This is a genomic window from Gordonia sp. NPDC003429 (genome assembly GCF_053588575.1).
The window spans coordinates 1-13,232 of record NZ_JBSFQF010000032.1; the positions used below are offsets into that span (position 1 = coordinate 1).

At 64.9% G+C, this 13,232-nt stretch carries 11 protein-coding genes and 1 pseudogene; 4 read left to right on the forward strand and 8 right to left on the reverse strand.

What is annotated here, in order from left to right:
- Positions 1 to 434: 434 nt before the first annotated feature.
- A complete protein-coding gene (locus ACWDSI_RS19950) occupies positions 435 to 878 on the forward strand; it encodes a very short patch repair endonuclease (RefSeq protein ID WP_449757619.1) in 444 nt (147 codons plus the stop codon).
- Positions 879 to 1,233: 355 nt separating this feature from the next.
- Here the strand turns inward: ACWDSI_RS19950 and ACWDSI_RS19955 are convergent.
- The 5 genes and pseudogenes from ACWDSI_RS19955 to ACWDSI_RS19975 all read right to left on the reverse strand — a co-directional run.
- Positions 1,234 to 2,199: pseudogene (locus tag ACWDSI_RS19955) on the reverse strand (transposase); the annotation flags it as partial.
- 283 nt (positions 2,200 to 2,482) lie between these two features.
- Complete coding sequence (locus tag ACWDSI_RS19960) at positions 2,483 to 3,568, reverse strand: DNA cytosine methyltransferase (protein WP_449757612.1); 1,086 nt, start codon at positions 3,566 to 3,568, stop codon at positions 2,483 to 2,485.
- 94 nt (positions 3,569 to 3,662) lie between these two features.
- The gene (locus ACWDSI_RS19965) at positions 3,663 to 4,634 is read right to left on the reverse strand and encodes an ADP-ribosylglycohydrolase family protein (RefSeq protein WP_449757613.1); all 972 of its coding nucleotides are present in this window, start codon (positions 4,632 to 4,634) and stop codon (positions 3,663 to 3,665) included.
- 83 nt (positions 4,635 to 4,717) lie between these two features.
- Positions 4,718 to 5,407 (reverse strand): hypothetical protein, encoded by a 690-nt coding sequence (locus ACWDSI_RS19970; RefSeq protein WP_449757614.1) that lies wholly within the window; start codon positions 5,405 to 5,407, stop codon positions 4,718 to 4,720.
- Positions 5,408 to 5,603: 196 nt separating this feature from the next.
- Positions 5,604 to 6,869, reverse strand: a complete 1,266-nt coding sequence (locus ACWDSI_RS19975) for a vWA domain-containing protein (RefSeq protein ID WP_449757615.1) — start codon at positions 6,867 to 6,869, stop codon at positions 5,604 to 5,606.
- A 95-nt stretch (positions 6,870 to 6,964) separates the two neighbouring features.
- On the opposite strand from ACWDSI_RS19975, the gene ACWDSI_RS19980 reads away from it, so the two are divergent.
- Positions 6,965 to 7,675, forward strand: a complete 711-nt coding sequence (locus ACWDSI_RS19980) for an NUDIX hydrolase (RefSeq protein ID WP_449748900.1) — start codon at positions 6,965 to 6,967, stop codon at positions 7,673 to 7,675.
- An 85-nt stretch (positions 7,676 to 7,760) separates the two neighbouring features.
- Here the strand turns inward: ACWDSI_RS19980 and ACWDSI_RS19985 are convergent, their stop codons facing one another.
- Entirely contained in the window at positions 7,761 to 9,179 is a 1,419-nt protein-coding gene (locus ACWDSI_RS19985) for a serine hydrolase domain-containing protein (RefSeq protein WP_449757616.1), read from the reverse strand.
- A 125-nt stretch (positions 9,180 to 9,304) separates the two neighbouring features.
- Positions 9,305 to 10,168, reverse strand: a complete 864-nt coding sequence (locus ACWDSI_RS19990; protein ID WP_449757617.1) for a hypothetical protein — start codon at positions 10,166 to 10,168, stop codon at positions 9,305 to 9,307.
- Positions 10,169 to 10,330: 162 nt separating this feature from the next.
- On the opposite strand from ACWDSI_RS19990, the gene ACWDSI_RS19995 reads away from it, so the two are divergent.
- A complete protein-coding gene (locus ACWDSI_RS19995) occupies positions 10,331 to 10,828 on the forward strand; it encodes an HNH endonuclease (protein WP_449748903.1) in 498 nt (165 codons plus the stop codon).
- A 63-nt stretch (positions 10,829 to 10,891) separates the two neighbouring features.
- A complete protein-coding gene (locus ACWDSI_RS20000; RefSeq protein WP_449748904.1) occupies positions 10,892 to 12,544 on the forward strand; it encodes an NERD domain-containing protein in 1,653 nt (550 codons plus the stop codon).
- A 7-nt stretch (positions 12,545 to 12,551) separates the two neighbouring features.
- Here ACWDSI_RS20000 and ACWDSI_RS20005 read toward each other — a convergent pair whose 3' ends face one another.
- Positions 12,552 to 13,109 (reverse strand): PE-PPE domain-containing protein, encoded by a 558-nt coding sequence (locus ACWDSI_RS20005; RefSeq protein WP_449757618.1) that lies wholly within the window; start codon positions 13,107 to 13,109, stop codon positions 12,552 to 12,554.
- Positions 13,110 to 13,232 lie beyond the last annotated feature (123 nt).

Genomic DNA, 13,232 nt, shown 5'->3' on the forward strand with positions numbered 1-13,232 from the left:
CATCACGCAGGCCAAGAGCCGGGGCCGCAGAATTCGCCATAGCCAATTCTCTCAAACCACGAACCATAAACTAATTAACGACACGCGACACTAGCGACGCTGACCCCTCGGCGGCCAATCCGAACGCGGAATCGATTTCAGCGTTCGACACCATCTGAGGCCGCGCAAACGGCCATCGACGAATCGGTATGCGCCTACAACCCCGGCCATGTCGCATCAGTCGCTGGACGTGCGACTCTGGTCACCCTGTTCCGAAGTCGCACCACCAGCATTGCGTGCTTCCGAGCAGCCTCTGGAAGGCGAGTCGTGGTCGCGCGAACCATGCGCAACTCGGTCCTACCTCACTTGCGTAGACATAGCGCCACTGCTTTGAGCACGAGGCTTTTCCCAACTCGGCACGATCCTCACGATCTATCCTCGACATCGTGGAAGTGCTGAGGTCGCCCGTCTACCGACCCACCGCGTCCTCGGAGTCGGTGCGGGCGCGTATGAGCAAGCAGCGATCAAGGGACACAGACCCCGAAGTGGCACTGCGCAAGGTACTCCACGCTCGTGGAGTCCGGTTTCGAACCGATGTAAAGCTCGAGAAGGATCTGCGTACTCGCGCTGACATCGCGTGGCGTGGTGCCGGACTGGCGGTCTTCGTTGATGGGTGCTTCTGGCACGGATGTCCCCAACATGCCACCCGGCCATCGGCCAACGCAGACTGGTGGGCGCAAAAGCTGGACGGGAACATCGCCCGAGACCGCCGCACCGACGAGGTGCTCCGTGAGCGCGGGTGGACTGTTCGGCGCTACTGGGAACATGAGTCTCCCGAAACCATCGCCGATGACGTCATACGGACTCTTGATGACCTCAGAGCACGTCAAACGCATTGATCTCCCCTAAATCCGCAGTTCGGACGCAGGTGCTCCCTTCATTCGGTTGGCCGGGTCGGGCAACGGCGACCAGCGTGTTCACGTTTGTCCGACTCAAGGGGTATGACTCTTGGTAGAACCTTTGGAATGCCGTGGTGGCAGACATCGACGCCTGAGGTCGTCACCGCACTCCTTCGGTTCCCCGTCGAGAACGAGGGCCTGCGCGTCGGTGGAGCTCCTGGCGCCGAGCTTCTGTCGTGTCGCTGTGCATGCCAATCCTCCCCGGCTGTTCAGACGGGTGTCGACGGCCATGAAGAGCTGGCTCTTCCTGATCCAGAGTGCGTGCAAGCGTTCTGCCAGGCCGCCGGAGTGGATAGGCGACCGCCAGATGCTCCTCACGCGCTTCGAGGCCGGTGGTGATGCGGTCTTCTGCTTGTCGGTCAACAAGCCGGTCCGGGTCAGCAGGGGGCGGCGGATTCCGTAGAGCGGCTTCCCTCTGCGGCCCCGATGTCTGCACATATCCTGTTGCACGCGTTGACGACACACGGTGAGTTTGTCTGCGGCCAGCGCACACCATGAAAGGGATTCATCACCGCAGGCGCCTTGTCCAGGGTTTCGGCGGTCGCGGTGCGACAGCCGGAGAACCGGTCCATCGTGACGACCTTGATCCGGCCACGAAACGCGGGATCACGCGCGGTCAGCCAGTCCTTCAACGCGGCTTTGGCGCGGCTGGCGACCATGTCCAACAAGCATGCCTGGCCGGTACCAACGACGATCGGTGTCAGGTCGACGAGCGCGGTCACGAAACTCGACTCCCCCTTGCCGGAATGTGTTTCCACTTGTGCGCATTCACCCCAAGGATCCGTGCACCGTCCAGGCGTCGGTGCGGACGCCAGCGTCCGGGCCGGGTCCAAGGCGAAGGTGTTGACGGTGTTCCAGCCAAACCCGACCGCCGAGCGACCGCTTTCACCGATATCTTGTCAACGATCATCGCCCGCATAATCCAGGTCGTCGTCCGCCGGGTGGCCTGCGCGCGTGGCGCCACGATCGTCGAGATGTCGGCGCGAAGGATCGTTGTGGCACAGCCCGGGTTGTCGCACAGGTAGCCCGGGACCGCGAAATGCAGCCGTGTCGGGTGCCCCACGTTCGGTGGATCAGCAACCTCACGATCGATGCGGTCTCGCAGCCGTCCCGACCTCACGCATCCAGGACAGGCGTGCTTTGGGAACGGGACCTGGCAGAACACCTGGGTACGGTCCTCACCGTCGAGGGCGGCGTCGGTGATCGTCACCCCGAGCTCGATGCTGTGCCAAATCGTGTCGGCAATGGCGCTACGCTGCAACGTGGGTCCTGTTGGTGTCCGGATGAGTATGTGAGAACTCCTCACACCACAGGACCCGCCTACATCACCCGGCTCACCGCCCACACCCCGCGATCTTGCTCACCCCACATCTTGTGGTCTCAAGAACCAGTTCTACGCACCGTCATACAGGAAGAGCCGGTAAAGTCCAGCAATGCGCACGTGACTGTCTTCAGAGTAGGGTCCACCGAGTGGATAATAGAGATAATAGATGAGAACACATACGAGACCATGGCTCCCAATTAGGTCAGATGGATGGGTCTGATCACCGCCATGTGGGTATGCAGCCGTTTTTCGAGGTGGACCAACTCAGGCGCACTGCTTTGTCGAGTTTCGAATGGTCAAAGGATAGCCCCAGCGCTGCGGCAAGTATATGCACCCCAAGACGGGGAGGAATCGCATTGCCGATTTGCTGGCTGATATCTCGGCCACGCCACGGATAATCAAATGGAAATGTCTGCAGGACGCCCGCCTCTGATGCTGCAACACGGCCGCGGTACTGGCCGCTTCGGTCAACGAACCGGTTTCGAGATACCTTTCCCGTGACGGTGAAGGCAGGCTCATCCAAGTTCCGCCTGCCTCGCGCCGCAGGGTTGCCTCCGGACCCGTAATTCGACACGATCTCATACATCGAATGTCGTTCATTGTTTGGGATAATGGACAGCGCATCTCGCATGCTGGTCCACCTTGGTGGTCCATCCAGTTCGAGCTCTCCGTTCCGGCGGTCAGGGAACCGTTGATGAGTCGGAACAGGTAGCCGAGGTTGAAAATGGCGGTTCGCAATAAGAACTGCTCGTCTCCGCGTTTGCGGAACGCCATACTCTTCAGTTCGCAGAATGCCAGCCTCGGTCTTGTATCCGAGATCCTGCAGTGTGACCTCGATCGCATGCCAGACAGGGAGAACTGCCGGAACCTGCTCGAGAAGGACACCGTCGAACGGCTCGTTTCTCTTGAGGCGCCACAGCACCCAGGCGAGCGGCTGGAGTACCAAACCGGTGCGCTCGTCGGAGAACTGGGAGAGGCGCCCAGAAATGTCGTCGCCGACCGCACATGACTTGACAAGTGCTTTGACCAATTCGAGCGCTGCTCGGCCTGAGCCTTTTCCAGCGACCGTGAAGGTCTGGCAGGGCGGGCCAGCCGCCAAAACGTTGAATGCACCATACTCTCGGACCATCGCGGAGCGGACGTCTCCGTGCACCGTTTCCAAGCCTGCAGCCTGCCGGGTCGCGCATGCGCCATCATCCCACTCGATGCCCTTGACTTGAAGACCCAGCCAGTGGGCTGCGACATCTAGGCCTCCGGGTCCTGCGAACAGGTCAATAATAGAGTTGCTGGACGTGGCCGAGTCCACGCCGCCACCGCTCTGCCCCATAATGCTTTGAACCTTACGTGTCCGGGTGTGCCCGCTGCGTGTATGCGCGCCGAGGGAAGCATAGTTCCCTGCACTACACAAAGCGGCCTAGTGCGTGGACCGAACCCGTAGGGCACCAGCCATGCACCTGATTCCGCCACGCCTCCGGGATGGCCTGCGCACCCCACCGCGCACCCCACAGTCCTCCCGCGATCGCGGCGACTGTGTCGGTGTCGTGTCCGATGCGAATGGCGGTGAACAACGACTCTGCAAAGTGACGTCCGGCGTCCTCGTCTGGTACGGGCGTCTGGAGGATCGATGCTCTCGCGGCTTGGAGCGCGGGGACGGTGAAGCCGTTCGGGTTGAACGTGCTCGGTGGCTTTGTCGCCGCTTGTTCGAGCCAGTCAGCCCACTGGTCGACGCGTTCGGCAGGCAACAGGTCCAGACCCGCGGCCACGTCGAACCGGTCTTCGAGCACCGCAACTCGGATGGCCTCGCACCACACCACGCACGAGTCGCCGGCAAGCGGATCGGCGTGGGTGAGGCCGGTGACCGACCTGGCCGCATCGGCGAGGGTGTTCCGATCATCGAGATGAGCCAGCGCGACCGGGGCGGTGCGCATCAACGCGCCGTTGCCCGCCGATCGCGGATTCGTGGAGGCGTAGATCAACGCCTCCTCCCGCATCACCCGCCCCGGCCGGGTATCCGGCTCGGATCGCAGACGGCGGCGGGTGGCGCGGAGCACCGCACTCGTCTGATTGCCCATGTCCTTCGGTTCGCTGTCGAGCCACTCCAGGAAGTTGGCGGCGATGGCGTCGAGGGCCTCGGCGGATGTCAGGTCGGCGCCGGTGGCGACAACGTCGGCGATGGCCATCGCCATCGAGGTGTCGTCGCTCCACTCGGCGGGCTCGAATCCGAATGGGCCACCGCCCAGCATCTCCGCTTCCTCGCCGTCGCGGAGGACACGATGGTCGAACTCGTACGGAACACCGAGTGCGTCGCCCACGGCGGTGCCGAGCAGAACGCCTGCGGCGCGGTCGGATTGGGCGGGGGTCAGGGCGGGCATTCGGTATTCTCTTCCGGTCCGGTCAGTTTGAATACAGTGCGATGAGGTCTTCGGCTCGGTAGGGGCCGTCGTCGAGAGTCGCGTTACGGCGCCCTCGAGTGCAGAGCTTGATGCCGGTCAATCCAGTGAAAGCAACGAGGTTCTGCACACTCGCGTACGCCTGGGCCTCGGCGGAAGCGCCGTTCTTGATGCCGTGTCGGATGATTCCAGTGTTCCACTCCTAAGCCGTCGGCGTAGATCTCCTGGATTTGCTGTCTCTTTGGTGAGAGTGGTCGGGCCGGAGCGTGATCGCCCGACGACGAACCGTGTGAGTCGGCGGACTTCAGCGCCCTACAGACGTGCTTGAACACGCTGTTTCCCTTGCCTTTTCCGACATAGAACGCCGTTGCGGTTCTGGGGTCGACCAGAGCGTAGACGTAGACACCGAGGTTGCGGACTACTGGGCGAGGGATGGAGTCCGGCACGCCGGGCCCCTGGGCTTCGGCGGGCTGGAGTAGTGCGAGCGCCATTTCGCGCATCCAGATAGGGATTCCGAAACCACCACCGCCGAGTCCTCCGAACATCATTCCGTCGGCCAGGTCGCGATCACGAAACTTCCGGCCGCCGTTACGAACGAGTGCTTCAATCACATCGGTGATTTCCGCCGCTCGCATTCTTGGATCGTCTACCCCGGGGAGCTGGCTTTCGGGGTCGATGTATTCGGCAAGGGTGCGAAAGAATGGCCAATACTGGCGTTCTATCTGGGGGAGCCGAACCACGTCGATCGTGGTCATGGTTGCCTCGCTTCTTGTGAATGGAGTGCGTAGGGCTCTGGGGAGAGGTGGTTTCGACAAGCCCAACCAGCGGTGGGCGCTCAACCTGCGGTGGGGCGCTCGACCGGGGGTGGGGCGCTCAACCAGCGGTGGGCTCGACCAGCGGTGGTGGTTTCGACAAGCTCGACCAGCGGTTGGGGCTCAACCAGCGAGGGGGTCAGCCCCGGCGCCCGCGCTTCCGGTTGCCCTGGTGATACGAGTCCCGCGTCATCTTGGATACGTAGCCTGCACCGGCGGTCGGTGCCGCGTTGCCGAGCTCCTCGATCATCTCCAGTTCGCGTTCGATGGCGGCGCGCTCCGGGGGAGCGGCCATCATCGCCGACGAGATCAGGCTGGACCGGGAGTCGCGCAGGTAGGATTCGCCCGCGTCGAGGTCGCCGGCCTCGTACGCCTCCGACGCCCGCAGTTTGGCCGCCTGCCCCTCCTGATACAGCTTCTCCGACTGCACCACCGGGTCGGGAATCCGGTCGCCGAGTTCGTCACCGGGCACCACGTTCACCGACACCGGCAGCGTGACCGCGTGTTCGGTGAGGGTCGCTGTCTCCACGTAGCGCAGCTCGAACTCCCCGATCTGGGCCAGACCGAGCGATGCGAGACCGTCGAACGCGAACTTGAGCAACAGCTTTCGATTCTCGAGCGCATAGAAGTCGCCGAGCTCGATCATCACCTCGCCATCGTCCACCTGGTGTGCGGGCAGGTCGTTGTACAGACTCAGTTGCACCTCGGGCTTGAACCGCACGGTGAGCGTCACCGCCTGCGCCGACTTCGACAACAAGCCCTCCACCTCGCCCGCAATGGCCGCGCCGGCGGCATCGGGATCGTCGGCGAACACGTGATTTCCGTTGCCCGAGCGCGTGATTGCACTCAGCAGTGTCTCGTCGTACCCGCGCCCATAACCGAGGGTCGACGTCACCACACCGTCGGCCGCGGCTTTCGCGGTGATCGACGCGAACTCGTCGACATCGCAGAGACCGCGGTTCACGTGACCGTCGCTGATCACCAGGACGGTCCCGCCGCGAATGCCGGCTTTGCCGGTCGCGCGATGCAGTTCCTGCAGCCCGCGCAGGTAACCCGACGACAGGTCGGTGCATCCTCCCGGCGTAATGGCGCCCACTGCGTCCATCGCGCGCTGCTTGTCGGCCAGCGTCGCCGCCGGCACCACCACCTGTGCCTCGTCGTCGAAGGTGACGACGCCGAACACATCCTGCGGGTCGAGCTGGGCGATCACCCCGGCCAACGCCTTCTTCGCTCCGTCGAGCGGCGGACCCGACATCGACCCGCTGCGGTCGAGCACGATCTGCAGCGCCGTCGGCGCACGCTGAACGGACGGGGCGTCCGGCGCCTGCAAGTCGAGCAGAACGGCCACCTCATCGGCGGATTCATGTGCCACGACGTTGACGTCGAGAGCGGCGGAGAACTTCATCGCGAGCTCCTTTCCCGCCCCGGCACCTGAACCGAGGCTACTTTTCGCAATTCTGAGGTTACTACTTTGCGCGGACATTCGCATAGGGTCAAGTCGTGGCCGCCACCTCCAGTCAGCGACTCGACAGCTATCCGCGCCCGAACGTGGCCGTCGACATCGCGGTGCTGACCGTGATCGACGCGGCGCTGCACGTGGTGGTGCAACGCAACCCCGACACGGGCCGAGCCGCGCTACCGGGCCGATTCATCCGGGAACGCCACACCGTCGACGCGACGGTGCGCGAAGTGCTCGAACTCAAACTGGGGCTCTCGCCCGATCGCGTCCGACCACATCTGCTCGCGGTGTTCAGCGATCCTGACCGGGACCCTCGCGGATGGACGATCTCGATCGCACACGTGGTGGCCTTGCGCTCCGACGCGCTCACCGAGGTGACCGGCGAACTCGTTGCCGTGCGCGCCGACGGCCGGCTCGCGTCCGGAGAGCAGTTGCTCTATGACCACGATCTGATCATTGCAGCCGCCACCGACAATCTTCGCGAACGCTACGAGGACCGCCCCGACCCCGACAACCTGCTCCGCGAGCCCTACACCCTCTCCGACCTGCGTGAACTACACGAGGCGATCCTCGGGCGCCGCCTCATGCGCGACTCCTTCAACCGGCGGGTGCAGCCACTGCTCGAACCCAAGGTGGACGCCGACGGCAACCCGGAGACCCGGATCGGCGGGGGCCGCCCGGCGCGACTGTTTCTCAAGAGCGCACCGCCCACCGCGACGTTCGGGTGGAAACTGCCGAGCAAAGGCGAATGACAGGAACCGTGCCACTCACCCGTGTGGCCGCGACACTCTTGCCCGGCGCAGAAGAATGATCGGCGCTCTCCTCACCGATCCCGCCTCACCCACCCCGCCGCCCCGGCGAGTCGGGCAGCCCCGGCAGGCACGCCAGCGCGAAACAGCCAGGGTTGCCCTGCATCGGCGCCCGCAGCGGCGTCGGCCCGCACGCGAGCGCCGTGCATCCCTTCGGCACGTATGGACCAAAACCCAAGGCGCCCAGTGTGATATTCGGATCGGTGAACTGCATCGGGTCGAAGTTCAGGTTCATCGTCGGCTGATACGGACCCGGGTCGGCGATACGCGGTGACCGAAACGCGGCCACCAGCTTCCGGAAGAAGGTGTGGTAAAGCTCGCTGTTGGCACTCGCCGAGAGCAGGGTGGCAGGATCGGGCGACACATCACCGAGAAGTCCGGTCCAACTCACCATCAGCCCCAGGCTCGGCACGATGAAGTTGTTCTGCTGCAGAAAGCCGACCATCGCGTACGCATCGGACGGCAGACCCGCCAGCGGGGCCACCGGGTACGTCTGCCGCGACGGGAACGACGGCCCGGTGCACGGCTGCGCGTTGACCCAGAACAGATACCCGTAGCAACGATTGGTGGCCGACGGCGTGTGTAACTGCCGGATGTAGCCGGAGTCGATGATCCGCCGACCACCCCACACGCCGTCGTTGATCATCAGCAGACCCAGCCGGGAGTAGTCGGCCGGCGGCATGAACAAGAATGCGTACCCGTAGGTGTGACCCGAGCGATCCCGGGCCCAGTAGTAGTCGTGCTGCGCAATACCCAACGGCCCGAACAGGTTCCGTTGACCGAACGTCTGCAGATCCTCACCGACGGCCCGCTGCACCACATAGGCGAGCAGATCCGGTCCGTGCTGGGTGTACTCGAAGAAGGTACCGGGCCGGTGCTGAACGGGCAGTGCCAGTGCTTGTTTGGCGATGTTCGGGTCCACGTCGAGGCCCGAGGGAATCGCCTCGGTGATGATCGACTGCCGTAACCCCGACGACTGGGTCAGCAAGTCGCGCACCGTGATCGCGGCGTGCGCGCGGTCCACCTCGCCCGGCAGGTAGCGGGCGATCGACGCCCCCAGATCCAGCTTGCCCTGCGTGTAGGCGATTCCCGCCAGCATCGACACCACACTCTTGGTGGAGCTGAACAGATTCCACGGAATGTCACCGGTCACCGCATTGATCGGACCGCTCCCGATCAGGCAGTTGAAACGGAACACCTGAACATGGGTGCGCAGGCGCGACGCCGCGAACGCGATGGCATCGTCGAGTCCCGTTTTGTCGATACCGACACTGGCGGGCGTGGCGCGGACCGGTGCGGACGCTCCGGTCGGTTGCCCACAGCGCCGATCGGCGGACGGCGCCGCGCTCGACGGCGGGGCGACAGACACCCCGATGATCACCGCGACAAGTGCAAGCACCACCGCTGCCGCCGACACCCGCGCTCGCGCGCACGATTGATCCGACACCCCAGACCCCCTGACCGTCGCGAGCGTGCCTTGTGTGCAGCCTGACACGTCGCCGCCCACGCACGGGCGGGGTTCAGCGGATCCGACCCCGACGATTCGACCCGGGGGGTCACCGGGAGTTCAGGTCAGGAGAGCCGATAGGTGGTGGGCGTGAGTTCGAATCCGTGCTGGGTGCTGCGATTCTGGCAGCGCACCCCCGACGGGATGGCCGTGCACGTGCTGGTGCCCACCGACAGCGACGAACCCGCCGGCAGATCCTTGGCCTCGGTGGGTTGGCCGTTCTCCCGCGGCACAAAGACCGGTGTCGCGGTGTACAGGAACTTGGCCGGGTCGCGCGGTCCCACCTCCACCGCATTCGGTGCGCCCTCCGCGCCGGCCTCGTTGCGCACCTGCGGCGCCGTGCTCGGCATCGCGCCGACACATCCGGTCAGAAACGAGTACGCATCCACCGAACACTGCCACCGGCCCTGATCGGTCGAGAACTGGAAGGCCAACCCGTCGTCGCGCGAGTATTCGCCGATGTCCACCTGCTTGGGAAGTGTCGATCCGCCCGGCGGCACCAGGCGGAGCTGGTTCCCGTCGGCGTCGCGGCAGGTGGCGGCAACCCCGAGGACGGAAATGGCCGCAGGTGTCGGGGCCTCGCAGTGCCAGCCGTCGAAATCGATGCTGCCGGACTGCCCACCTCGCTGCGCCGCGGGAAGCGCCACGAACTTGTCGACCACGCCGACGGCGTCCCCGCACGTCAGGCTGCCGCTGTTGACGACGATGGTGAGCGCATCGCTGTTGCCGGGAAGGTTCGTGGTGCCGCACACCCCGCTCGTCGGCAGAGCTGTCGCCGGGACACTGGACGCGGGACTCTGCGACGGCTCCGACGAGTAGGCGGGTGAGGAGTATGCGGATTCCTCCGACGGAGACGAATTGGTGGCGCAGGCGCTCACGGCGAGCACACATGCAGCGGAACCGATGATCGCGGCAGCTCGAAAGCGCATGACAGCAGCATATGGGCCGCGCGCGGTATCCGCGGCGAAAACTCCCTCGACGTCGGGCGACGCGACACTTACCGTGGACGCGCCGCGTCGCTCTACATGACGTGACCTCGACCTGATGGCACACTTACCCATGACTCCCGAGAGGAGGTGGCGCAGCAGCGTATGACCATTTTCGTCACCAATGCCGGATTGCAGATACTCGCGCGCGTCACCTGGCGTCGTGCCGCCGTGTTGTTGACCACCGACGTGGCCCGCAACGTGGAAGGCACGCCGCTGGTTCGGGTGGTTCATTCACCCACTGTCACGCTGCCCATCCACAAGGTGGTGGCCATCAAGCGCAACGCGTACCGTCCGTTCGCGGGCAAGTCGATGGACTCGTATGCCTCCAACGCCACCATCCTGCGTCGTGACCAGTGGATCTGCGCGTACTGCGACGGACCCGCCGACACCGTCGACCACATCGTGCCGGTGTCCGCGGGCGGCAAGAGCACCTTCGGTAACCAGGTAGCCGCCTGCAAATCGTGCAACGGATTCAAGGCCAACCGCACGCCCCGACAGGCCGGGATGGCGATGCGGCACGCCCCCTTCGTCTACGATCCCTGGGCCCAAGACCAAAAAGAGGTCTGGGAACTGTTCAACCTGCGCAGCAGCACGGGCTGATCCTCTTCGTCGTCGTAGGCGTGTGCGATAGTGCACGCGAACCGTCGACGAGGAGGCTTGCCCATGCCGCACAAGCTGCACGCGTCGCCGACATTCGCCAGCGGCGCCGAACGCCGACTCTGGGACGCCCTCACCGAGCAACTCCTCGACGACGACCTGGTGATCTCCGGGCAACGAGTCACCGACCACACCAAAGACCACGAGGCCGACTTCGTCGTCGCCATCGACGGCGCGGGCATCGCGTGTCTCGAGGTCAAGGGCGGCGAGATCTGGCACGACGGCGACGGCTGGCTGCAGCGGCTGCCCGACGGCTCCGCGAAACGCATCGATCCGGTGGGGCAGGTCCGCGACGCGTGCTACGCGCTACGCACGTACGTCGAAGCGGATCCGCGGTGGACTCGCGGCCGGGTCCGGTGGAGTCACCTCGTGGTGTTCCCCAACACGCAACTGCCCGCCGACTTCGCGATCCCCGAGTGCCCACGCTGGAAGGTCATCGACCGCACACAGCTCCGTCAGTTGCTCCCGTTGATCCGAGACACCGTGCTGCCCAAGGATTCCCGTGACGGCGCCCTCGACGCCGATGCCATCGCGCAACTGCAGACCGTGCTCTCCGGGCGGGGCCTGCCGCAGCACGATGTGGTGGCCCGCGCACTGCAGAACGAAGACGCCGCCGACACCCTCACCCAGAATCAGGCGGTCATCCTCGACGCGATCAGCCTGCTGAACCGGGTGGAGGTGCGCGGCGGTGCGGGTAGCGGCAAGACATTCCTCGCGCTCGAACAGGCGCGACGCCTCACCCGCAGTGGCATCCGGGTGGCCCTCGTCTGCTACTCGCACGGACTGGCCTCCTACCTGCGGCGAGTGACGTCGGGGTGGCCGCCGCGGGACCGTCCCGCCTACGTGGGCGAGTTCCACGAACTGGGCATGACGTGGGGTGCGGCGGCCGGACCCGACGAGACCGTGCGCACCGCGCAGTCGCAGGATTTCTGGGAACACGATCTGCCGCGGGAGATGACGGAGCTGGCCGAGAACTTGTCGCCGGCACAACGCTTCGACGCCGTGGTGATCGACGAGGCACAGGACTTCGCCAACCAGTGGTGGCAGCCGATGCTGGCATGCCTCACCAGCCCGGACGACAGCGGCATCTACGTGTTCAGCGACGAGGCCCAGCGGGTTTTCGAACGGCACGGCACACCGCCGGTGCCGCTGGTGCCGATCGTGCTCGACCACAACCTGCGCAACACCCGCCAGATCGCCACCACGTTCGGCCCGCTCGTCGGACAGCGGATGGAGCCATGGGGCGGCGACGGACCCGAGGTGCGTTTCATCGCATGCGCGCCCGACGAGGCGCTCGGCGTCGCCGACGACCAGATCGACGTTCTCATCGAGGAGGGCTGGCGTCCCGAGGACATCGCCCTGCTCACCACCGGCAGCCGGCATCCCGAACAGGTCGCGCGGCAAGACGAGGGCAACACGTCGTACTGGGATTCGTTCTGGGACGCCGACCAGGTGTTCTATGGCCATGTGCTCGGATTCAAGGGACTCGAACGTCGCGTGGTGGTTCTGGCTCTCAACGAGACGACACCGCGGGACCGCTCCAAGGAGCGTCTCTACGTCGGATTGTCCCGTGCGCGTGAGCAACTCGTGATCTGCGGTGACCCCGACTTCGTCCGCAGGGTCGGCGGCGAGGATGTCGCGCGGCGCCTCGGGTTGTGACGCCGGGTCACGGCCCCACGATGTAAGTGGTGTGCCCGGCCACCGCCCGCACCTGATTGTGGGGATCGTCGATCGAATTGTCCTCATAGTGGGAATGCACCACGAACTTGCCGATCGTGTTCAGGTATGCCGACGTGCCGACCGACGACGACCCGTTACCGCCGAGGCTGTCGGGCCAGTTGTCGGCGTTGGCCCACCCGTCCCGGCGTCGGCTGATGTCGGTGACCGTGTACTGCGTGGTGTCGGGGGCCGGCAACAGTTGCACGCCGTCGAGGGTCTTGCCGATGGAACCGCCGATGCGGCGTTGCGGGTTGCCGATGAAGACGAACGTGAGATCCGACGCGGATGGTGCCTCGGGCCGGTCGGCGTAGGCGCGTAACCATTCCGAGCCCACCTGTGCGCCGCGGGAGTACCCGAACACGATCTTGCGGCCCGGCGTCTTGGCGATGTAGGTCTGCAGGATGTCGCGTGCGTGCTGCAATCCCGCCCAGGTGAGGTTGGAGTCGGTGGGCACCCGCACCACCGTGCCGTGCGCCGGGGCGAATCCGCTCAACGTCGTGTCCATGATGTGGATCAGGTTGTCGGTGCCGAAATCTAGTGTCGCGTGTCGTTAATTAGTTTATGGTTCGTGGTTTGAGAGAATTGGCTATGGCGAATTCTGCGGCCCCGGCTCTTGGCCTGCGTGATG

What these genes read in the sequence shown, in the direction of transcription:
- ACWDSI_RS19965 (WP_449757613.1), bottom strand. Translation starts at nt 4,634, where the DNA reads ATGCCCGCCCTGACCCCCGCCCAATCCGACCGCGCCGCAGGCGTTCTG.
- ACWDSI_RS19970 (WP_449757614.1), bottom strand. Translation starts at nt 5,407, where the DNA reads ATGACCACGATCGACGTGGTTCGGCTCCCCCAGATAGAACGCCAGTAT.
- ACWDSI_RS19975 (WP_449757615.1), bottom strand. Translation starts at nt 6,869, where the DNA reads ATGAAGTTCTCCGCCGCTCTCGACGTCAACGTCGTGGCACATGAATCC.
- ACWDSI_RS19990 (WP_449757617.1), bottom strand. Translation starts at nt 10,168, where the DNA reads ATGCGCTTTCGAGCTGCCGCGATCATCGGTTCCGCTGCATGTGTGCTC.
- ACWDSI_RS19995 (WP_449748903.1), top strand. Translation starts at nt 10,331, where the DNA reads ATGACCATTTTCGTCACCAATGCCGGATTGCAGATACTCGCGCGCGTC.
- ACWDSI_RS20000 (WP_449748904.1), top strand. Translation starts at nt 10,892, where the DNA reads ATGCCGCACAAGCTGCACGCGTCGCCGACATTCGCCAGCGGCGCCGAA.
- ACWDSI_RS20005 (WP_449757618.1), bottom strand. Translation starts at nt 13,109, where the DNA reads ATGGACACGACGTTGAGCGGATTCGCCCCGGCGCACGGCACGGTGGTG.